The organism is Salicibibacter halophilus (genome assembly GCF_006740705.1).
Classification (GTDB): domain Bacteria; phylum Bacillota; class Bacilli; order Bacillales; family Marinococcaceae; genus Salicibibacter; species Salicibibacter halophilus.
On sequence record NZ_CP035485.1, the window covers coordinates 478,290 to 500,978 of the forward strand.

The window sequence follows — 22,689 nt, forward strand, 5'->3', positions numbered from 1 at the left end:
ATGAATAATTCCCTATGAATAATTGCCTTTTTACTCTGTCCACTGTGGATAAATGTTTGATACATCAGGGGTTATGCATAAAAAAAGAGCACATAGTGTGCCCATGACTGTCGAAGCCGAGGTTTGGCAGCTTCTTCGATGTTGACGACAAACGGTCTTGAACCATGATCTTTTTGTTGATTTTTTCCATACGAATGTCTGGGTATATCGGCTGAATGATGATGGATTGGTGAATACATGCCGTAAGCATAGGGGTATATGATGGGGATTGGTATATAATACAACGTACTCATTCCCTTCATCATTTTAAATTAGCCTATGCAATGATCTTGGGGAGAGTTCGATATCTTATTTCGGTAAAAATGTTCCAGAAAATGGCCTTTTCCAATAGACAGGCGCTGATTCTCCCTATCAAAAGTCTCTGGGAAAGCTAAATTGGATGGAATTACCAAATGGAAATAAGGATACAGTTCTATTTTTAATCAAAATATGGATAGTGAAAGGGTGGTGATATCTTATGGCAAACAATAACTCAAATCAACTTGTTGTGCCCGGTGGGGATCAAGCTCTTAATCAAATGAAAATGGAAATCGCCCAAGAGTTTGGCGTACAGTTAGATGGGGAAGCCACATCACGCTCAAACGGTTCTGTTGGAGGCGAAAAACAAAGCGTCTCGTTCAAATGGCAGAGCAACAAATGAATGGTTATCCACAATAATTGCCTAAAAGAAAAGGCAGCCAAAAGCTGTCTTTTCATCTGCGGGAGCTTATTATAGTATTTGTAACGCCTAAGGTAATGAGATTAATTCTATTCATATTGAAGCCAACTCCCTTTACAGACATAATTAGTATTCCCTGCTTACAAGAGAAAACTGCTATTCCATTTTTGTTCCTGTTTTTGCTAGTTATTTTTACTATCTAAATCATGGGGAGTAATTTGCGAAAAGGCGGAATGCCCAAACAGAATGATGAACCGAGTTAGAAGGAATAGGAGAATAATTTAAACGAAGTCACCCGAACGCAAAATACGATATCGTTCACTTTATATAGTTTGTACATCTAACTATTTCATACAGTGGTCACAGGACAACTTTTAACGATTTTCCAGAGAAATCAGCAACAAGACGCGCCTAGTTAATGGCTGTTCTAAAGGCAACAAAATGTAATCGTGGATCCCAGATTTCGCGCTAGCGACCATGCACACTAATCATTCCTGATGTCCAACGCGTTATGCTTGTCTGATTGTAGCTGATTCATCAGCCAATGCAACAAAATGCGCGCTTATTCCCGTTCCTTCGACATTAGCAAGGCAAACGAATGACCGTCTCAAGGTTACTGGTGACGGCTCTCGACAGCCATCGAGCTCCTTGGTTCTGTGAAAATGGAGGCATCCATTTCCAACAAATCGAGAATACGGGGTAATTGCGGCTCATAATGCTTCGGGAAGAACCGCCGAAGATGTCCGTCAATCTCCATATGAAGGATGTCGACGGTGTCCAAAAGTTCCAAAACAGATTCACCCGTGGGGCGAAAGCTTCTGCGTCCTCCTCCGCCAAGTTGGTTCAGGGGTTCGGAGGCCCCTTCCATGTTTTTGCGAATCAGGTATTCAAAGAGGCTGTACACCATGACACTGATCATCATCACACATGCAAAAGCTTCCACGCGTTTAGGTTTTGCCAGATAGACCCTGCCGACAAAAAAGGGATTTTTGAGGAAACGAAAGCGATTTTCCACCGTCTGTTGCCCTTTATAGGCCTTTAACAGCTCCACGTCTGCTTGATCATCTTTGGCGACACTGGTCACGAGAATAAAGATAGAGGCTTGCTTTCGAATCGCCTCGAGCTGTTCGTCCGAAGGGGGATGAAGCGTTAATCGGACACGATAAACCGTGATCGGCGGCGGTGGCGCCTCCCCTTTTTTGGGACGGCCCCGCTTTTGGCGTTTGCCTGGCAGCTCTACACAGACCGTCGTGCCTTCAAATGTATGGTAGCCTTTTTGGTGTTTCTTGAGAAATGCCGCCCAGCGCCTCTTCCGCGTCGGCCTCGCAGGAGAAGTCCTGCCTTTCCAGCTCGGCTTGTTCCTTGTGCCAACGTCTCTGTTCCTTTTCCAAGTTGCTTTGGATGGTTTTTTCTTTTCGGGCATCCATATGGTCGGATTGGATCACCAGAAACCGGTAGGTTTTCCCGTTAAGGTCAGCTTTGGTGGGATAGATGCGGTAAGAAGCAGCGCCTTTACGGTCCACGAGGGCACCGATCTCCTCCCACTGATCCAAATCCTGCTCTAAGGCCTCTGCCTTCAAGGTTTTGGCGAGATTGAAATTCTCCGGCAATCGGGACAAAAACTGAAAATCGGCCTGATCCTTTTGGCCCGTGGTGGCCTCCAGATTATCTTGGGTGACCAGGGCACTATCCGAAATAAAAATCGCCTGTTCCAGTTGTTCCGGATCATACCAATCGGTGAGCGCATGCAAGACATGCTTGTTCCACGTTTTATCATCCTGGTTACCGTCTAAAATATCGCCATAAACAGGGATGCCTTCCGGCGTCGTTCCCAACCCAAACTTGAATTGGGGCAGATCAGGCCGGTGGTCTTTGGAATAGCCGCGTACAATTTTCAAGATGTCCTCCTCGTCCGGGTGATTCTTGGGTTGGCCCGTGTACACAAAGGATGTGGTATCAAAATGGAGCCCTTTCCACGTGAGGTCGATCGGAGCTTGAACGGCCTGAATGGCTCTCTTACAGACCTTCTCAATGCCCGCCTCATGAAGGGCGTCTAACGCACGGCCGAGCGCATCGTCATTGAAATCATTCGCTTTCGTTCCGGGACCAAAGAGTAACTCGACATCTTGCTCTTGATAAAATTCTTGGACGCGATAAAGGGCTTTACGATGGGATAACTGATTGATGATCATAGCAGCTACTCTTGTCCCTACGGAGACGTTACAGTCTTTCTCTTTGACAGGAGATAGCTTGTCGATGGCCTCAATTAATCCCATTTTATCCATCAGCTGGCGGATCACTGGCGTTGATCCGATACGAACGGGTTGAATGTCGGGAAGATCTTCTGGTGATAGGCTCAAAGGAATCACCTCATGGGTTGTCTTTCCTGAACCTTTGATACAGGTAAGGCAAATTCCTGCCAAAAATTAAGAAACATACTCAAACGGGCGCGAAATGTGGGGTGGATGTATACGTTAAGAAGAATGAGGTTCCATCCCTCACCAATAAAAAACTTGAATATGTTTTTAACGTTTGAGAAAGGATTTGTGTACATCCGTTTTTTGGAGGAAAACACCATGGAAATTATGCAGGACGCACCCTATTTGGGTCAACCTAAAAGAAGAATTGATGTAAAGAAGAGAAAACGAAAATGAACTTCCTGTCAACAGCAATAGAGCTCTCAGTAGGTTTTATTGCATTACTCGTTTTGTTGAAAGTTTTGGGGAAATCGACTTTTTCCCAACTCACGCCTATTGACTTTATTTCGGCACTTATTCTCGGTGATCTTATTGGGAATGCAATTTATGAGGACGAAGCGAATATTGGCTGGATCCTTTTTGCCATTGCTATATGGGGTATATTGATCTTCTTACTGGAATGGTGCACTCAAAAATTTCGCAGCACACGGGGAATTCTTGAAGGAAAGCCTTCAATTCTTATTCACAATGGTCAAATTGATAGAGGAGAAATGAAAAAGAATAAAATCGATATGAATCAAATGCTACAATCACTACGTAAAGAAAAGGTATTTTCCGTACGAGAAGTGGCCTATGCGATTCTTGAAGCAGATGGTACAATGAGCGTCCTGAAAAAAGCAAAATATGAATCGCCTACGATTTCAGATATGAATTTGCCTTTAAAACCTGCATATCTGCCTGTGACATTAATAAATGATGGAAAAGTCGACTGGGAGAATCTAACCAAGTCCGGGCACAATAAAGAGTGGCTGCTAAATCACCTTCATGAACACAATATCAATCATTACAAAGATGTATTCTATCTTGAATGGAAAGAAGATGAAGGTGTACACCTTGAAAAAATGTAGAAATTTTTAGCAAAAATATGATCAAGTGATACAAAATTCGGTAAAACTCCTGTTTTTGGAAATTCAGTGCTTCTTTTTTCTAGATATTGACCTTTTCGTATTGCTTTATAGTTAAATAAGCTTGTTACATCCTACATTAAACGACTTAAAAATTAAACAGCTTTTAAAAACTTGATGATCACAAAATTTCTACACCTGAAAATACCTTTTTCGTAAAACGTGTCCTCCCATTTCTTTTCTAGAAACCTCTAATATAATCAAAACCTAATAATAAGTGTTATCCGTTACTCCCCTGGGCCACCTTCGATTCGGTGAATCACTTTGGAGATACTTCTGCTTATTCGGCTGTTGCAAATACTTACTTCACTAGATGAGCCGACCAGCTAAAAAATGTGGTTCTATCACAAATCACGGGATGGATGACAATATTCGACAATGAAGTCCCGCACCTTGCTTTATAGAGCAAATTTTGTCGATAATCCTTAGGCTTCCGGTGGGTATTCTTCTTGATGGATTCTTTGTTCACATCGAGCTTGATATTTTCTCCATTTAAGGATCGCCTCTTTTTCTTCCTTCACCTGCATCCGAGCTTGAAGAGAGAATAACGAATAGCCAAACCCTTGTTGATTCATCGTGCGGAGTTGGTTGTTCTTCACTTCGGTTTTGGCGTTGGATATACGATAGTGAAACCGATGGAGAATTTCCGGCAACCAATTCCAAATAGTCTTGAGAAGATCATCGAACGGCTCCAGGGAAGAGGCGATGACCTCTTTTTCCCACGCCACTAAATGATCCAATGCTTCTTCCAGATCATTGCATTGATACAATTGGCGAAGTTTTTGATGCAGGCGCATGGCTTGAGCTAACGTCGGTGATGTTGTCTCCCAATGCTTCAGACGTTCTTGTTGTTCCGGGGTTAATTCTTCCGTTCGTTCAGCAAACAAGTCTTTGTCTTCTTTTTAATGCCACCCGTTCTTCTTTGGTCAAAACATGTTGGACGCTTTTTCGCACATCGTCCAAGGCATGCGTCGAAGCTTGGATGACATGGAAGGCATCAATGACCACGATCGCTTGAGGGAGGGCGGCCTTAATCGCTGTCTGATAAGGCCTCCACATATCGATCGCAACCGCAATCACTTGTTCAGGTTGAGACAATTGGTTGAAAAGATCCATGACAGCTTCTTTGCGACGACTTTCATGTAACTCGAATAACTGGGGCCGCCATGGTACCGAGAGATCGTACATGACCAACCGATACTTGCCTTTTCCTTTGGCCAAACTGATTTCATCAAGGCCGATGAGTGCGGGGGTGGATCGATCCGAAATAGCTGGATGCTCTCCATGACATGCGCGTGCATGGACACCAATATGTTGACCACTGCGATCAAAGGCTTCTCCTACCGATTTGAAGGTGCGGTCGGCCGTTGCAAATATCAGTGATTGCTTGGCTATCACCGACATTCGTTGATATGGTTTTTTATTAACCAAAATATATCAACCAGGTCTGAAAAGGCTTGTATTCTTGCTGAAGAACTGGGGCACTATCATACAACTAGCGTAAATATTCTGGATAAACAAAAATTCGTAAATTTTAGTTTTTACTTCGTAATGTTTGATTACATAAAGTCACTGTTATGTCAATAAAATCACGGATAAAAACCCTCGGCATCAGTTGTACCAAGGGTTCACGCTCTTAATAAGTCTGCATGTACTGCTCCCGTTCCCACGGGTGCACTGTCGTTCGGAACATGTCCCATTCGATTTCTTTCGCTTCGATGAAGTGTTCCACCGCGTGTTCACCGAGTGTATCAAGCAGGATTTGATCCTGTTTAAGTTCATCGATCGCTTCTTTTAAGCTCGGCGGCAAGGCGTTTATATTTTCTTCTTCACGTTCTTGCTCGCTCATCACATAAATATTGCGATTGGTTTCTTCAGGTGCCTGCAATTCCCGTTTCACGCCATCGAGGCCGGCCGCGAGCATGGAGGCCATCGCGAGATATGGGTTTGCCGCAGGATCTGGGCTGCGCACTTCGATTCTCGTGCTCGCTTTTCGCGAGGACGGGATACGCACGAGCGGGCTGCGGTTCCGGTGGGACCAAGCGATATAGACCGGTGCCTCGAAACCGGGGACGAGACGCTTATATGAATTTACGATCGGATTGGTAAGCGCCGTGAAAGCTTTCGAGTGTTCCAAAATGCCGGCAAGGAACTGCATGGCTGTTTTGCTTAACTGCGTATTGGTGCTTTCATCGTAAAATGCATTAGTATCTCCTTTGAAAAGAGACATGTTACAGTGCATTCCCGATCCGTTCACGCCAAATAATGGTTTGGGCATAAACGTCGCGTGCAACCCATGCTGACGGGCAATCGTTTTGACAACGAGCTTAAATGTCTGGATATTATCACAAGTGGTGACGGCATCCGCGTATTTAAAGTCAATTTCATGTTGGCCGGGAGCAACCTCGTGGTGAGAGGCCTCAATTTCAAAACCCATGCCTTCCAGTTCAAGGACGATGTCACGGCGGCAACTTTCCCCCAAGTCGGTAGGCGCAAGGTCAAAGTAGCCCCTTGGTCATTCAATTCCAATGTCGGATCGCCTTTTTCATCATTTTTAAACAAGAAAAATTCCGGTTCAGGACCAATGTTAAAGTCGGTGTAGCCAAGGCTTTTGGCTTCCTCAAGCACATTTTTGAGGACCCTGCGCGGATCTCCTCCAAAGGGTTTTGGCTCGTCCCCCGGGTTTTGAGGAGGTTCATATATGTCGCAAATCAACCGGGCAACCTTCCCTTTTTCCGGTGTCCACGGAAAGATGACCCACGTATCCAAATCCGGATATAAGTACATGTCCGATTCTTCAATGCGAACAAAACCTTCAATCGAAGAGCCGTCGAACATCATTTGATTGTCCAGTGCTTTTTCCAGTTGATCAGTAGGAATCTCCACATTTTTGACAATCCCTTGCAAATCGGTAAATTGCAAACGAATAAATTTGACGTTTTCCTCTTCAACCATGCTTGTGATGTCTTCGCGTGTATACGAATTCGCCATTTTATGTCCCTCCTGTATAAACAATCGCTATTTCACTGTTTTTAATGGAAAAAATGGGAAAGTTGACCCTGGATCATCGACGCTTTATGCGCATTGGCATTATTTAGCGCCTCCCACCTAACTTGTTCATGCAAACGTTTGGTTTCTATTCTTTCTCGTTCAGTTTTTTGTTCTTTTTTCTCTTGTTCCGCGCGGTCTCGGAACACCTCTTTAATCCCTGCCATGTTAATGCCGCGCTCGGTTAGTTGTTTAATATCAAGCAAGCGGTCGACATCCGCGAACGAAAACAATCGCTGATTGCCTTCGCTCCTCGCCGGTGTCACAAATCCATGGCTTTCATAGTAGCGGATTTGACGAGGTGTTAAATCTGTTAAGTCATTAACGATGCGAATAGAGAACAAAGGCATATGCAAACGGTCGCTTTGTCCCACGTTCTCTCCCCCTTCCCTTCACATCTGTTATCGAATATAGCTTTATCTTACGCACATTCGATTCAGGTGTCAAGTTATTTTACATATTTATGTCATGATTCTTCACATCACTGTTTATCATCGTATCTAACGCTTGAGTGACGGCAATTTTTACATGCGCAAAAGACAATCCCCTTGCACATATGCCGTATACGGAGGTTTAACCGGTCCGTCCGCACTCATTTCAATGCTGGCCCCTTGAATAAAAGTGCCCGCTGCCATAATAACGTCTCCTTCATATCCGGGCAAAGGACCGGGAATCGGGGTCACATAAGCATTGATCGGGGAGTATTTTTGAATGTTTTGGCAAAATAAAATCATCTGTTCCTTGTCTTGAAACGACACCGATTGGATCAAATCCGTCCGCGGCGTAAACGGGGCCGGGTTTGTTTCAAAGCCCGCTTTTTCCAGCAAAGCGGATGTAAAATGGGCGCCTTTTAACGCTTCTCCCACGATCATCGGAGCGAGGAAAAAACCTTGAAACGCTTCGCCGAGAAATGAACCGGTTGCCCCTGCTTCCAAACCGATCCCCGGGGCGCTCAACCTGGATGCCGCCCGTTCGACCAAAGACTCCTTCCCGGCAATGTAACCGCCGGTTTTTGCCAATCCTCCACCCGGATTTTTGATTAACGAACCGGCCAATAAGTCGGCGCCTGCATGTCCCGGTTCTTTTTTTTCAACAAATTCGCCGTAACAATTGTCGATAAACACATGCACGTGCGGCCAACGCTTTTTGATAGACCGAATCTGCTGTTCCAGTTGCTCAACGGGAATCGACGGTCGTTCATCATATCCTTTCGATCGCTGGATGACCACCCATTTCGTTTTTTCGTGGACGACCTCCGGCAATCGATCGAGATCAACCTCACCGGACGGGGTCAACGGTAACACGCGTGTCTCGATGTCATATTCGCGGAAATTACCTGGGCTATCGCCCACGAGTCCGAGCACTTCTTTCATCGTCTCATACGGATCTCCGCTTGCATAGACGATTTCATCCCCGGGGCGCAAATTGCCAAACAATGCCGCGGTAATCGCGTGTGTGCCGGAGACAAACTGAGGCCGCACGATGGCAGCTTCGGTTCCGAACGCACGCGCATAAACACGGCCGAGCGCTTCTCTTCCCGCGTCATCGTATCCGTATCCGTCCGACCCTTGCAAATGGTCGTCGGAGATATTCTCCTGCCGGTAAGCGTTCAAGATTTTCGCCTGGTTGGCTTCAACTACCCTTTCGATTTCCCGTTGAAGCGGCATCCATTCTTCCTCGATCTCCGCTAACCAACGAGAGATTTTCGAGGTATTTTGTAAGTCACTTGTATCCATTAGCGATGATCTTCCTTTATATCTTTTTTGGCTGCAATTTGCGGATGATGATCGAATGCATAGCCTTGCAGCTTGTACATTTCGTTTTCTTCGTCAAAAGTCTCTTCTCTGACAATCGTCGACTTTCGAATCGCATAGAGACGCCGCCCATCACTGGCGGGGATGGAAATGGAGTAAAAGGACATTTGCTTTATTAATTCTTCTTCCATAACGGTTTGCAATTCGTCGATATTTTTATCTTCCCGCGCGCTTACATATAATCTCGGGCGCGCAGCACTTACGGCCGGAACCGTATCCTCGTCAAGGTTTTCAGCTTTATTCATCACTGTGATGATCGGGATGTCTCCCGCTCCCAGTTCATCCAATAGTTCCATAACCGTTTGCTTTTCCGCATCCGCTTCCGGACTTGTGGCATCAATGACATGAACGAGCACATCCGCCTCCGACACTTCTTCCAACGTTGCACGGAATGCCGCGATCAACGTCGTTGGCAAATCGCGGATAAACCCGACCGTGTCACTGACTCTTACCCCTAAACCTGATGGCAGACGCATCGCCCGCGTTAACGGGTCCAACGTTGCAAATAACAAATCCTCGGCTAACGCTTCTTCATTTGTGAGCGCGTTTAATAACGTGGTTTTCCCGGCATTGGTATACCCGACAAGTGTAAATTGCGGGTCATTTTGTCTTTTTTGTTGCTCGCGGAGCGTGGTCCGGTGTTTGCGTATTCGCCGCAGATTCTTTTTTAATTCATCCATTCTCTTTTGAATATGGCGACGATCCGTTTCCAGCTTCGTTTCGCCCGGACCACGCGTGCCGATGCCGCCCCGAGGCGCGAGAGCGCGTGTCCCTGGCCGCGCAACCTCGGCAGCAAATACGTAAGTTGAGCCAACTCGACTTGAATGCGCCCTTCTTTGGTCCGTGCGCGATCAGCAAAGATATCTAAAATTAACTGGGTACGGTCAATCACACGGGCGCTCGTTCTCGCGGCAAGCGACTGTCCTTGCCTCGGCGACAACTCTCCGTTTACAACGACAACGTCGGCTTCCCACGTTTCCACGAGTGCTTCAATTTCATCTGCCTTCCCTTTTCCGACATACGTGGATACGTCGGGGGCAGGGCGATTTTGCACCGTGGCCGCCATTACCGTCCCCCTGCCGTTATGACGAGACTTTTCAACTCTTCAAGCGAGGCGTATGCTTCAGCCTCGGTTTCCTTTTCACTGATAACAGCTGTAGCGATCACTCTTTCCAAAAGCCAAACCCTCCATGCTATTTAAAATCGGCGCCGATTAACGTCCGTAACGCATCTTTATCGTGTTCCTTTTTTTCCCGCATCGTTCGGACCGCGTGATGGCGAATGGCCTGCTCAATTTGGTTTCGCACATAGCGTCCGTTGCTGAAAGCGCTGGCCCCGTCCCCCGGGCGCTGCAAGTGTATTTTTTTCTGCATTCTGTCTTTCGCTTCCCATGTCCAGATATAATCTCGTTCCACCAGCATATCTTCCGCGATTTTCATTAACTGCTCCAGGGAGAAATCAGGAAAATCAAGCTGTACGGGAAAACGGGATGGCAGTCCCGGATTCATGGCAAGGAAGCGTTCCATTTCCCTTGAATACCCGGCTAAAATGAGTACGAACGGAGGCGTCTGATCCTCCATTGCCTTTACGAGCGTATCGATTGCTTCCCTGCCAAAATCTTTTTCTCCTCCTCTGGCGAGGGCGTAAGCTTCATCTATGAATAGAATTCCGCCTTCGGCTTTTTGCACGATCTCTTTTGTTTTTTGTGCCGTTTGCCCGATATATTCTCCAACGAGATCCGCCCGTTCTGCTTCGATAAAATGCCCTTTCTCTAAAAAGCCCAATTCCCGAAACATGTCGCCGAGTAAACGTGCTGCCGTCGTTTTCCCGGTTCCCGGGTTTCCTTTGAAAATCATGTGCATCGATTGCCGCTTCGTTTTTAATTGATGTTTTTCCCGACAGCGGTTAATATGAATCCAAGCGTAGACTTCACGAATGAACGTTTTCAATTCGCTGACACCAACGAGTTTATACAACTGTTGTTCCGCTTTTTGCAAGACATAGTGATCGGAGTCAGGTTGATCACGTTCCCGGTCTTGAATGAGCACCCGTATACGCGATTTTGATTTTTGCGCATGCATTATAACCCCTCCGCTTCTCTGGTCAAAACAGATTTACCAGGGCATCTGCCCATAGTTTACGCAGGAAGGCGCAAATGTGTGATTCCGGAGTTCGGAAGTCAGAAGCCAGATATCAGAGACAACCGGAAAGCGGAGATGGGGAGGAGGGACGTTATGCACGATCCAGCAACATTGCCGAAAGAAGCGCGGCGGTTTCTTGATTTTTTGGCATCCAGGGGAAGAAAAGCCTCCACCATCCGCCGATACACGTATGATCTCGCGGATTTTTACCGATTTGCGGCGGTTCACGCGGAAGAAAAACCCTTGGGCATCCAGCATTTAAAACCCGACATGATCGAAGATTATTTTATGTTTATCAATGATACACGCAAATACAACCGGAAAACGTCAAAACGAATCGCAACCGTCTTACGGCGTTATTTTCAATATCTCTCCCAAACCCACGGGCTTGCCGGGAACATCATGGAAAATGTCCCCCTCCCCGCCGAAACGGATGAAACGATCAGCGAGAACGATTTATTCAGCCAAAAAGAACTTTCCCGTTTGTTTACAAGCTTGGATTCCGATCTTGGCTTAAGCGAGGATCAGATACAAGCCCGTCCGCTTTTGGCTCCACGTAACAAAGCGATGATCCAACTCCTTCTCCATTATGGGTTGCGACTGCAGGAATTACACGGATTAAGCCTGGATGACGTGAACTTAGGCATAGGGACAATGGCCGTTTCTCCGGATGATGGCGAAGTGCGACCGAGGCATATTCAACTCTCCAAGCAAGACCGCCGGGACCTGAACCACTATTTAAAAGCGATCCCAAAGCCTGTTCGTCCTTACCCCGGGCAAAATCACCCTTTGTTTGTCGCCTTTGACTTTCAAAAACAGACCTACCGTTGGTCGTACGAAAATGATGAACCGAAACGTTTAACGATTGTGGCGATGCAAAAAATGATTCGGGAAGAAGCGAAGCGGGCGGGTGTGGCTTCCGGAAAAAGCGCCCGGCATTTACGCCATACTTTTATTGTGTCTTCCCTAAAACGCGGGCATACGCTTGAATACATTCAAGATGTTCTCGGTCTCCATTCCACGCTCGTATTGACACGTTATCAAGCGTACATAGACGAGTTGTCCCAATGAGGAAACTCCGCCTACAAGCAAGGCGGAGTCCTTTTTAATCGTTGGGTTCCAATTGCAACTCAACGTTTTGCTTGGGGGCAAAGGTGGAAATGGCATGTTTGTAAACCAATTGTTGCTTCCCATCCGTATCAATGACGATCGTAAAATTGTCAAATGCTTTCAAGTAGCCCCGAAGTTGAAATCCGTTCGTAAGAAAAATTGTAATCGGGATATTATCTTTCCGCAGCGTATTCAAAAATTGATCTTGAATGTTAACATTCTTCATTATGTTTATCCCCCTTCGAAAACCTTTCGCTTTTATTAATCTTTCGACATGCGCCTTAATTGTCCTGCAAGGTGTGCTTTAATTTTTTCAGTCACATCCTGCTTGCCATCTTCCCCAAGTTCAAACCACGTCACTTGTTCCTTGTTTCGAAACCAGGTGAGCTGTCTTTTCGCAAATCTCCGTGAATTTTTCTTCAGTTGAGCAATTGCTTCCGACCATGAATAATTTCCGTCAAGGTATGCTACGAGCTCTTTGTAACCGATCCCTTTCATCGATTGAGTGTGACGGATACCGGCATCGTATAATGCACGCACTTCCGACAACAGCCCCGAGGCAATCATTTGGTCGACGCGGGACTCGATCCGTTCATAGAGCAAGGAACGTTCCATCGTTAATCCGATCATAATCACTTCATATGCCTTGGCCGTCGTGTTTTCGCTTTCCACGGGATCCGGAGGAGGTTTGCCGGCATATAACAGTTCGAGGGCGCGAATCACTTTTCGCACATTGCGATAATGGATTCGTTCGGCCGCTTCTGGGTCAAGGGTTTGCAATTCTTCATGCAGCCGGATCTCCCCCTTCTCTTCCCTGGCTCGCGCTTCCAGTCGGTCGCGGAGGGCTTGATCCCTTCCTGTTTCACTGAATGACCAGTCAGCCGTTAATCCTTTGATATACATTCCCGTTCCGCCGACTACGATTGGAAGGTGTCCACGTCCCCCTATGTCCGCCATTTTGCGATGGGCGTCCTGGCGAAAGCGAGCGGCTGAATATGTATCCGTCGGATCAAGAATATCAATCAGGTGATGGGGAATGCTTTCTTTTTCTTCTTCGCTCACTTTCGCCGTTCCAATGTCCAACCCCTTATAGACTTGAAAAGCGTCCCCATTAATGATTTCCCCCGAAAAGTGTTTCGCCATTTCAATGCCGATTGTCGTTTTTCCCACCGCAGTGGGTCCAACGACCACAATTACCGGTTTTTTCACCTTCCTGGCCACCTTCCATCTGAATCGTTCCGTACGAAACGGTTCGATGCTTCTTTACATTGTGAAACCCAAAACGCTCAAAAAGATGGCTGTCTCGCTCTGCCTTTAGGACAACTGAGCGTTTGGCCGCTTTTTTGGCTTCCCTAATAACCGCTTCGGTAAGGCTGCCTGTATGAGCCAAGGCGCGCAGCGGTTCGACGTGTGCCGATCGCGAGCGTCCCTGCGTGAACATAGGATCAAAATAAACGACATCAAAACTATTTTCCGGCACGGATTGTAAATAAGCAAAGTGATCTTGTTGAACGACCGATATTCTTCGCATCGCCTTATTTAATGCCGGAAGGTCTTCTTGGTGGCAACGCAAGCCTCTGGCCACCACTTCTGCGATATAGGGGCTTTTTTCAACAGCGGTTACCCATCCATCGGCGGTGACGGCGTAGCTCGCGACAATGCTGTCCGCGCCAAAGCCAAGCGTCATATCCAGAAATGCGTCTCCAGGCTGTAATTGCGCAACCGCAACAAGCGGGTCAGCTTCGGCGTCCATGAGACGTTGAACGCGTATTTTTGCCATGCTCGGGTGGAAAAAAAACGGATGGTCCCCCTCTTCTCCAGCGTATAGCCTATCCCGTCCATCTTTACCGACCATATATACGGTCTCCGTTTTTTGCAAAAAAGCCGTAATTGTTTTTCGGTAACGCGTCTCATATGAACATTGAAGACGTTCGGCCAATTGCGATGCGCGCGTTTGCATTTCCAGCGTCGGATAGCGGCTCGTCGTGACAATCACTTGATAGGGTTTCATATCTACAGTGTACATGGATTCATTCCAGCGCTCAATACAACGTTTTCCTTAAAACGAAAAAAAGATGTGCCGGACGGGCACACCTTCTCATTTATACACTAATTTTTATCGGATGTTGCCATCTTGAAGAGTACAAAAGTCATGATAACAGCTGCTGCAACAGCGATAGCTGAAATACCGATGATCGCGACGAGATCTGTTCCTGTCAATGGTTTTCTCTCCTTTTTCTCCCTTTTACTTTTATTCTAACAAACACTGCAGTGGACAACGCCGAACAAGTGTGACGATGTGTTGAATCTTTTCACATCACCCGTTTGAACATTTTTTCAAGCTCATAGCTCGTAATGTGGACATATATCGGGCGTCCATGCGGACACGTAAACGGGTTCTTGCATGCCCGCATTTCTTCAAGCAGCGCGAACATTTCATCGGAGCGCAAATGCCGGTTGGCTTTAATCGCTGCTTTACAGGACGTTAAAGCGGCCGCTTCTTCACGCAACTCCGGAATATCCGGTTTTTTTAAGGAGAGCAATTGAGCTATCAGTTCCTGGATCGTCTCCTCTTCCATCCCTTTGGGGATCCAAGTGGGATGGGCGCGGACACGGTACGTGTGCACACCGAAGGCTTCCATATGAATCCCCATTTCCCCGAGGCTCGTCCCCAACTCTTCGATGCGCGCCGCTTCCTGGGGTGTAAACGTCATCGTAAAAGGAACGAGCAGCGATTGGCTCATTTGTTCCGGATCGCCAAGCTTATCCCGATAATATTCATAGTGAATCCGTTCTTGAGCGGCGTGTTGGTCAATCAAATAAAGCCCTTGATCGTTTTGCGCCAATATATACGTGCCATGCAACTGGCCGATGGGATACAAAACCGGTACTCGTTGCCATTCCGCTTCCGTATCTGAGCCCTCGTGAACTTGCTCCTCTTCTTCACGCCCCTCTTCTTGTGCAACAACGTCTGAATGGGGTGGATGAGGCTTATTTTTTTCAACGGTCAGATGTTCTTCCTCCGCGTTCAGAACGCTTTCCTTTTTATTTTGCTCGATATTTTGTCCGGTTACGCTGGAGGATGTTGGTGTATACTGTTCTGGCTTGTTGGCAAAGGTAAGCGGCAGTTCCCTCACTTCTTCCCGAGGTTTTTCGGGAACGGGACGATGGAGCGAGCGCTCGGTTTGTTCCGGAATAAGCGTCTCTTGCTGCAAACATTCCCGGATCATTTCAGTGACTTCCAACAGTAACGTTTCTTCTTTACTGATACGCACGTCCCATTTTGATGGATGCACATTGACATCCACCAAGGCTGGGTTCATCGTAATCGCAACGGCAGCGATTGGATAGCGATGGATGGGGAGCAACGTTTGGTACGCTTTTTCAATCGCTTTCAACAATGGAAAATGTTTAATGTACCGTCCGTTAATAAAAACACTCATATAATGGCGGCTTGCACGGTTTATTTCTGGCTTTGCCATAAAGCCGGATATCTCAAAATCCTGGGAGTTTCTCGTCGCCGTCAGCATGTTTTTTGCCACTTGTTTGCCATAAATGGCATACAAAACGGCGCGTCGGTCCCCATTTCCGTTTGTAAACAGCACTTGCCGCTCGTTGTGGATCAAGCGAAAAGAAACATCCGGGCGCGCCAAAGCCACTCGGTTCACGATATCGGTAGCATTTCCTAGTTCTGTATTAACGGTTTTCATGTACTTTAGACGAGCAGGCGTATTGAAAAAAAGTTCTTCGACGAGAACCGAGGTACCTTGGCGCGCTTTGCTTTTCGCACGGGCGATCAACCGCCCTCCCTGATAACGCAGATGGATGCCTGCTTCCTGGTTTTGGGCGGTCTCCAACGTCAGCTTGGAGACCGAAGCGATGCTCGGAAGGGCCTCCCCGCGAAAACCAAGCGTTTGAATATGATGAAGGTCGTCTTCATTTTTAATTTTACTCGTAGCATGTCGCAAAAACGCTAGTTCTGCATCTTCGGGGGCAATGCCACCGCCGTTATCCAGAACATGGATACGGGACAGGCCGCCATCTTGCAAGTCAATATCGATTCGAGTGCTCCCTGCATCCAATGCATTCTCCACCAGCTCTTTCACGACAGAGGCCGGGCGCTCAACGACTTCTCCGGCAGCGATTTTATTGGAAAGTGTTTCTTCTAACGTGACAATGGCACTCATATGACCCCTCCCGGTAAATGATGTAATTGGCTAGATCAGCTTCCTGTTTTTGATCCGTTCGGTTTTATGGCGACGCGAGGTGCTCGGCTTGAGTATTACTCACACCCACCTGGGGAGCGTTTTCGCCCCTCAAAAGACGAGCTTCTCCCTCTTTGAGGGACGGGGGATTCCTTCGCTTCTCTGGTTCCTCTCGGAGCAAATCGGTCTCGATTAAACCTATTCTGGTTTCATGACCGCTTCATACCTTAAGTTTTTGAACGCAGTTGTTTTTGCCATTCGCTGATGGCTTGCATGGCTTCCAACGGCGTCATGTTCAAAATATCCATATCACGGATTTGCTCGGACACTTTTGTAACTTCGGACGTTTCTTTTTCATCAACGGAACGAGCCGGTTTTTTTTCTTCTTCATACGTAAATAACGGCACCTGTTCATGAATGTCGTTCGCATTTTCTCGCGGAACTTGTCCATTTTCATATTCAGCCAATAATGTGCGCGCGCGTTCAATCACTGTATCGGGAAGATGGGCCAATTGGGCAACGTGAATGCCGTAACTTTTATCGGCTCGCCCTTCTTCCACTTTATGCAAAAAGATTACTTCGCCCGCTTCTTCCTCTGCCCGCACGTGAACATTCCATAGTGTTTCCAATTGCTCTTCCAGGATGGTTAGTTCATGATAATGGGTGGAAAATAACGTTTTCGCCCCGATATGCTCGTGAATATATTCCACGATGGAACGGGCAAGCGCCATGCCGTCATATGTAGAAGTGCCTCTCCCAATTTCATCAAGGAGGATCAGACTGTCCGGCGTTGCTTCCTTCAAAGCGTGTTTGGTTTCAAGCATTTCCACCATGAATGTGCTTTGACCGCTGACGAGATCGTCCGCGGCACCAATGCGCGTGAAAATCTTGTCGAACAGCGGTAAAGTCGCTTCGTCTGCAGGCACAAAACAACCGATTTGCGCCATCACGGAAAGAATCGCGATTTGCCGCATGTACGTACTTTTGCCCGCCATATTCGGGCCGGTAATGAGTAATTGCTCCCGCCGTTCATCCATATGGACGTCATTCGCAACGTACGCTCCTCTGTCCAACGTCGTTTCAACGACAGGGTGCCGGCTGTTTATGAGCGACATCGTGCGCTGCTCGGAAAAGCGAGGACGTGTGAAACGCCTTTCTTCGCTGACCTGGGCAAAACTTTGCAAACAATCGACATAAGCAATCATTCGCGCAAGCTGTTGCAGGTGAGGAATGTACGCACTTGTTTCCTCCCGGAGTCCTTTAAAAAGATCAAATTCCAATTGCTCCATTTTTTCTTCCGCTTCCAAAATGCGATTTTCCATTTCCTTTAATTCGGGAGTGATAAAGCGCTCCGCGTTTGTCAGCGTCTGTTTCCGTTCAAAATGGTCGGGAACGTGTGGCAACTGCGCTCTGGAGACTTCAATATAGTAACCGAACACACGGTTATAGCCTACTTTTAAATTTTTTATTCCCGTCGCTTCCCGCTCTTGGTGTTCAAGATTGGAGAGCCATGTCTTCCCGTTTTCGCTGGCTTCCCGGTATTCATCGAGCTCTTCGTGGAAGCCGCGCCGAATCATGCCTCCTTCGCGGATCGCGTTCGGCGGATCATCCACCAGCGCGGCTTCCAGGCGTGTACGCAATGCTTCGCATATATCGACATCTTCGGTCAGACGCACACCTTCCTCACCAAGTGCAGGCAACAATTCAACAATATCCGGCACTTGTTGCAAAGACGTTCGCAATTGCACGAGTTCACGAGCATTAACATTTCCATACGCGACGCGGCCCGCCAATCGTTCCAGGTCGTACACATTGCGCAATTGATCCTGCAGTTGTGCACGGGTAAGCATGTCATCCACTAATTGATGAACGAGCGTCTGCCGTCGTTCCACTTCCATTTTATTCGCTAATGGACGTTCCAAAAAACGATGGAGCAGACGGCTTCCCATCGCTGTCTTTGTCTCGTCGAGCAGTTCATACAAGGAACCTTTCTTTTTTCGTTCCCTTAATGAAGTGGTGAGCTCCAAGTTGCGCCGGGTATGTAGATCCATTTGTAAAAATTCCTGTGATTCAATCGTGGCTAATGGTTGCAGGTGGGCGAGGGAACGTTTTTGTGTTCGTGCCAAATAATGGAGCACCCGTCCGAAAGCAGCGCGAACAGATGGATCCGAGCCATCGTATAAATGGGCATAGGCATCGGGCATGGCCTCATTTTCTTCATAGGAGATCGTTAAAGCCGCCGTCTTTATCCACTTTTCCCACGCGGGCGGAAGTTCCCCGCGCGGAAAAATAACCTCTCTTAATCCATCAACCAGTAGTGCTTTTTCAATATCGGTCACTTCGGAACCGATGATGCCCCCATCGGTTTCCCCTGTCGTTAAATCCGTGCGTACATAGGCCAACCTTTCATGATCCGTGCCGGACAAGGCCGCGATATAATGGTTGGCATCCGCCGTTACGGCCCGTTCTTCCATGATCGTTCCCGGAGTGACAACACGTATGACTTCTCGCTTCACAACTCCTTTGGCTGTTTGCGGGTCTTCCACTTGTTCACAGATCGCGACTTTATATCCTTTATCGATTAAACGGGCAATATAATTTTCGGAAGAATGATACGGGACCCCGCACATGGGAGCCGCGTCTTCCCCTTTCCCTCTGCGCGTCAGGGTGATTTCCAGCTCCCTGGCTGCCAATTCGGCATCGTCGAAAAACAGTTCATAGAAATCTCCCAACCGAAAAAACAAAAAAGCATCCGTATATTGTTCTTTTACCTCATAGTATTGTTGCATCATCGGTGTAATTTTCGACACGACTATTCCTCCACTATACTTTAATCCACCGTTAACATTTTTTAAAGTATTAAACTACTATCTCAAATTATAGCACAGGGAGTACATGCGCTCGAAGTGAAAAAGAAAATCAGACGAGGAATCGTGCCAATAAGTTAGTGTGCTGAAACCTAAAAAACGAGTGACGGGAACGGATCCCTCACTCGTTTGTTTCATTTAGTCTTTTTTTTCGCCATGGACCTCTTCTTCCCTGTCTTTTCCTTTTTTCGGATCACGATCGTGCATTAACTCAAAATCGCCCGGCCGTCGTCCCAAGAAATCGGGTTGAATTTCATCCTTCAGTTCTTGGTCGGATACTTGATCCTCCCATTTTATGTCGCGATAATAATCATCTTCTTTTCCCGGGTGAACGAGAATAGAGATCTTCGTTTCCCCGACGAGCTCTGCCGCAAACTCCCGTTCCACTTCCACATTGACTTCTTTATCCTTCTTGGAGATGGATGCTTCGACTGTATTCGGCTGTTTTGTCGCCCGCGCAATCACATCAAAATCGTCCGTCATCACTTCATCGGAGCGCATCTTTAACGGAACATGCTCCTTGTACGATACTTTCTCGCTGGCCACGTCTGTTTTCGTGTTATGGTCATAAGAGTACCATACATTAATATCGTAGTCGCCGGTGATCTCTACACTGTCCCCTTTTCGTTTGGCATCGTACTTGTGGTTAATGACCCAACAACCGAGAATGCTTGACGGTCGATGGGCAGGCTTGATCGTGTGGGTCGTCTTTGAAAATTTTTTACCTTTTCCGCAAACCGCCTTTGTGATGATTTCCCGGTAATGCTCCTTTTTATGATCCAAGTGACGGTCCCTCCCTTAATATTCAACTTCCGGCGTTTGCATGCCTCTTCTTCATATGTATGAGCTTATTTTTGGTTCATGACATACACATAAAAAAAACCTGCCGGTAATGGCAGGTTTAGAAAAACTTGGCTTGCCGCCAAGTCCTGATGGCGGAAGCCTTAGTTTTACTTATACTTTAGTCCTTTGCATTAGTTAAAAACTTTCCTGAGTGTAAAAAATGCGTTAGTCTCTTCCCAAATAGGACCGAAGCATCCAGCCGTCTTTTTGGAAGTCACGGGCCATGCCCTGAATCGAATCCGCCAAAGACAATGCATTTTGTTCTTCGAGTCCGTCGACAAGTTCCACCAATTGATTGCTTAGGGCTTGTAGGTCAGCGGCCAGTGTCTCCACCATTTCCTGTTCGTCTTCGTTTCCGGAAGCTTCTTCAATGGTTGCGTTGGCGAGAAAATCTTTCATCGTTGCCAACGGTTTTACCTGGATCGCGAGCATTTGCTCAGCATAATCATCCATGAACGTGGCCGTCTTGTTGTACAATTCCTCGAATTTCCCATGGAGTGAAAAGAAATGTGAGCCTTTTACAAACCAATGATAATTGTGCAGTTTTACGTATAACACTTGCATATTCGCAAATTCCCGGTTCAAATCCTGCTCCAACACTCGTCCGGCTTGCCCTTTAATTTCAGTTGCTTGTCGTTTAGCCATTTTTATTGCCTCCTCCATGCATCTTTTTTTCGGTTGTTTTGTTGATTACAATGTCTATTATATTATAATCATTATAAAAAAACAACCGTTATTAATGAAACTTGTTTCTACTTATTCCATTCCCGATTGTCACAAAAATTATGCCTTGAATTTAGAAAGATCCCCTTGTCGATGCGACAAGGGGATCTTCCGGTGACGCTTATTTAATTCATAAACTCTTGCGGGAAGGACATTAAATCAATGCCCCACACGATCGGCACAAGATAGTACACAGCGAGCACAATGAGCATAGTGGCATAGATGTTTACCGCGAAGCCTGCTCGCACCATTTCAATTATCCTCAACTTACCTGTCGCGTAAATGATCGCATTCGGAGGTGTTCCGACCGGCAACATAAATGCGCAATTAGCTGCCAAAGCAGCGGGAAACATGAGCGCGAAAGGATGAATATCCAGCGCGAGTGCAAGAGAAGCCACGACTGGCAAAATCATCGTTGCCGTTGCCGTATTGGAGGTAATTTCCGTTAACGCCATAATCAATACAGCTGTTGCCAATATGATAACGAAAATGTGAAAGCCGGCCAACACGGTCAATTGGTCACCAATCCATTCGGATAAACCGCTACCCGTAAAACCTGCGGCAATGGCCAATCCCCCGCCAAAGAGAAGGAGAACGCCCCACGGAATTTCCTTGGAGTCGGACCAATCCAGGATTCGGCTGCTGATTCCGGATTTAGCCGGAATGGCAAACAATAGAACAGCGGCCAAAATGGCAATAGTGCCATCAGAAATGCCCGGTATTTGTAAAACAAGCCCTTCATCTTCATCCCATAAAAACTCCCGGGTCACCCACATAAAGGCGGCAAATGAAAAGACAAACGCAACCATGCTTTCTTCATAAGAAATTTTTCCAAGGGCGGTGCGTTCCTTTTGTATCAACGCTTGTCCACCCGGCAATTGTTTGATGGACGTTTTAAATTGCATTCTTCCGAGATACAGCCAAGTCGCTGCCAATAATATAATCACGACCGGGACACCAAAAAGCATCCAGGTGGCAAAGGAAATCGTAACACCAAACAGTTGATCCATTTGCCCGGCCAAAATAATGTTTGGGGGTGTACCAATCAACGTACCGATACCACCGATCGTTCCGGCATATCCAATACCGAAAATCAACGCTTTTTCAAATCGGGGCAATTCCTTTTCTTCCGGCGTATCCTTAAGGGATTCAGCCACTTGGGCAGTAATCGCCAATCCCATCGGGATCATCATCATAACCGCCGCCGTATTCGATACCCACATGGAGAGAAAACCGGTTGCAACCATGAATCCAAGCAAAATCCGTTGGGTGCTCGTTCCAATCGCCGCGATGATAGCAAGCGCGATACGTTGATGCAAATTCCACTTCTCCATTGCCGTGGCAATAAAAAAACCGCCCAAAAAGAGGAAGATCACATCATCTCCATAGGCTGAAGCGACGGTATCCCCGTCCAATGCCCCTGTCATCGGGATCAAAAACAGCGGCAATAACGAAGTTGCAGGAATCGGCAACGCTTCCGTCACCCACCAAGTGGCGACCCATAATGTCACTGCCAGAACGGAACGCCCGGCAGCAGATAGCCCTTCAGGATCAAGAAAGAGCATGGTTATTGTAAACAACAAAGGTCCGAGAATTAAACCTACGAGTTGAGCCTTTGTATAGCCCGGTTTCTTTAATTCTGGGGGATCTTCATCGTTATTGCCATTACCGGGCATATCTTGTTGTTGGTCATTCGCTTGCCCTTGTTCCGATGGCTGTCCGTTGTCTCGTTTATATGAAAAAATATTTAAAAGTGATTTCGTGCGGTGATGTTGCTGCCATAATTTCTGCCATGCTTCGGCAGGGAATGACTTCATGGCTCCTTCCCCCTTGTGTCC

14 protein-coding genes and 5 pseudogenes are annotated in these 22,689 nt (G+C 46.9%); 3 read left to right on the forward strand and 16 right to left on the reverse strand.

What is annotated here, in order from left to right; genetic code table 11:
- Positions 1-517: 517 nt before the first annotated feature.
- Positions 518-717 (forward strand): annotated as a pseudogene (locus EPH95_RS02395) (small, acid-soluble spore protein, alpha/beta type).
- Between the two features lie 614 nt (positions 718-1,331).
- On the opposite strand, the pseudogene EPH95_RS19905 reads toward EPH95_RS02395, so the two are convergent.
- A pseudogene (locus tag EPH95_RS19905) lies at positions 1,332-3,078 on the reverse strand (IS1634 family transposase).
- Positions 3,079-3,368: 290 nt separating this feature from the next.
- Here EPH95_RS19905 and EPH95_RS02410 point away from each other — a divergent pair.
- Positions 3,369-4,043 (forward strand): YetF domain-containing protein, encoded by a 675-nt coding sequence (locus EPH95_RS02410; RefSeq protein WP_142087028.1) that lies wholly within the window; start codon positions 3,369-3,371, stop codon positions 4,041-4,043.
- 482 nt (positions 4,044-4,525) lie between these two features.
- Here the strand turns inward: EPH95_RS02410 and EPH95_RS19390 are convergent, their stop codons facing one another.
- The 7 genes and pseudogenes from EPH95_RS19390 to EPH95_RS02450 all read right to left on the reverse strand — a co-directional run bounded on the left by EPH95_RS19390 (position 4,526) and on the right by EPH95_RS02450 (position 11,043).
- Positions 4,526-4,987, reverse strand: coding sequence for a transposase (locus tag EPH95_RS19390; RefSeq protein ID WP_142087030.1), 462 nt, complete (start codon positions 4,985-4,987; stop codon positions 4,526-4,528).
- Entirely contained in the window at positions 4,977-5,531 is a 555-nt protein-coding gene (locus tag EPH95_RS19395) for a transposase (protein ID WP_142087032.1), read from the reverse strand. Before EPH95_RS19395 ends, EPH95_RS19390 begins: the two co-directional genes overlap by 11 nt.
- Positions 5,532-5,736: 205 nt before the next feature.
- A pseudogene (gene glnA, locus EPH95_RS02430) lies at positions 5,737-7,091 on the reverse strand (type I glutamate--ammonia ligase).
- A gap of 41 nt (positions 7,092-7,132) precedes the next feature.
- Positions 7,133-7,498, reverse strand: coding sequence for a MerR family transcriptional regulator (locus tag EPH95_RS02435; protein WP_142091449.1), 366 nt, complete (start codon positions 7,496-7,498; stop codon positions 7,133-7,135).
- 103 nt (positions 7,499-7,601) lie between these two features.
- Positions 7,602-8,884 (reverse strand): annotated as a pseudogene (locus EPH95_RS02440) (methionine gamma-lyase family protein).
- Positions 8,884-10,028, reverse strand: a pseudogene (hflX, locus tag EPH95_RS02445) (GTPase HflX). Before hflX ends, EPH95_RS02440 begins: the two co-directional pseudogenes overlap by 1 nt.
- 127 nt (positions 10,029-10,155) lie before the next feature.
- On the reverse strand, positions 10,156-11,043 hold the full coding sequence (locus EPH95_RS02450) for an AAA family ATPase (RefSeq protein ID WP_142087036.1): 888 nt from the start codon (positions 11,041-11,043) through the stop codon (positions 10,156-10,158).
- A gap of 153 nt (positions 11,044-11,196) precedes the next feature.
- Between EPH95_RS02450 and EPH95_RS02455 the strand changes: the two genes are divergently transcribed.
- The gene (locus tag EPH95_RS02455) at positions 11,197-12,174 is read left to right on the forward strand and encodes a tyrosine-type recombinase/integrase (RefSeq protein WP_160141556.1); all 978 of its coding nucleotides are present in this window, start codon (positions 11,197-11,199) and stop codon (positions 12,172-12,174) included.
- A 34-nt stretch (positions 12,175-12,208) separates the two neighbouring features.
- Here EPH95_RS02455 and hfq read toward each other — a convergent pair whose 3' ends face one another.
- The 8 genes from hfq to EPH95_RS02495 form a co-directional block, all read right to left on the reverse strand.
- Positions 12,209-12,439, reverse strand: a complete 231-nt coding sequence (gene hfq, locus EPH95_RS02460) for an RNA chaperone Hfq (protein ID WP_142087040.1) — start codon at positions 12,437-12,439, stop codon at positions 12,209-12,211.
- A 35-nt stretch (positions 12,440-12,474) separates the two neighbouring features.
- The gene (gene miaA / locus EPH95_RS02465; protein WP_227004020.1) at positions 12,475-13,422 is read right to left on the reverse strand and encodes a tRNA (adenosine(37)-N6)-dimethylallyltransferase MiaA; all 948 of its coding nucleotides are present in this window, start codon (positions 13,420-13,422) and stop codon (positions 12,475-12,477) included.
- Positions 13,358-14,239, reverse strand: coding sequence for a class I SAM-dependent methyltransferase (locus tag EPH95_RS02470; protein ID WP_142087043.1), 882 nt, complete (start codon positions 14,237-14,239; stop codon positions 13,358-13,360). Before EPH95_RS02470 ends, miaA begins: the two co-directional genes overlap by 65 nt.
- A gap of 286 nt (positions 14,240-14,525) precedes the next feature.
- Complete coding sequence (mutL, locus tag EPH95_RS02475; RefSeq protein ID WP_142087046.1) at positions 14,526-16,400, reverse strand: DNA mismatch repair endonuclease MutL; 1,875 nt, start codon at positions 16,398-16,400, stop codon at positions 14,526-14,528.
- Positions 16,401-16,645: 245 nt separating this feature from the next.
- Complete coding sequence (gene mutS / locus EPH95_RS02480) at positions 16,646-19,228, reverse strand: DNA mismatch repair protein MutS (protein WP_142087048.1); 2,583 nt, start codon at positions 19,226-19,228, stop codon at positions 16,646-16,648.
- Between the two features lie 195 nt (positions 19,229-19,423).
- The gene (gene cotE / locus EPH95_RS02485) at positions 19,424-20,068 is read right to left on the reverse strand and encodes an outer spore coat protein CotE (protein ID WP_142087050.1); all 645 of its coding nucleotides are present in this window, start codon (positions 20,066-20,068) and stop codon (positions 19,424-19,426) included.
- A 225-nt stretch (positions 20,069-20,293) separates the two neighbouring features.
- Positions 20,294-20,773 carry a Dps family protein gene (locus tag EPH95_RS02490; protein ID WP_142087051.1) on the reverse strand — a complete coding sequence of 160 codons (480 nt, stop codon included), beginning with the start codon at positions 20,771-20,773 and terminating at the stop codon, positions 20,294-20,296.
- A 203-nt stretch (positions 20,774-20,976) separates the two neighbouring features.
- On the reverse strand, positions 20,977-22,668 hold the full coding sequence (locus tag EPH95_RS02495; protein ID WP_142087053.1) for an SLC13 family permease: 1,692 nt from the start codon (positions 22,666-22,668) through the stop codon (positions 20,977-20,979).
- Between the last annotated feature and the right edge of the window lie 21 nt (positions 22,669-22,689).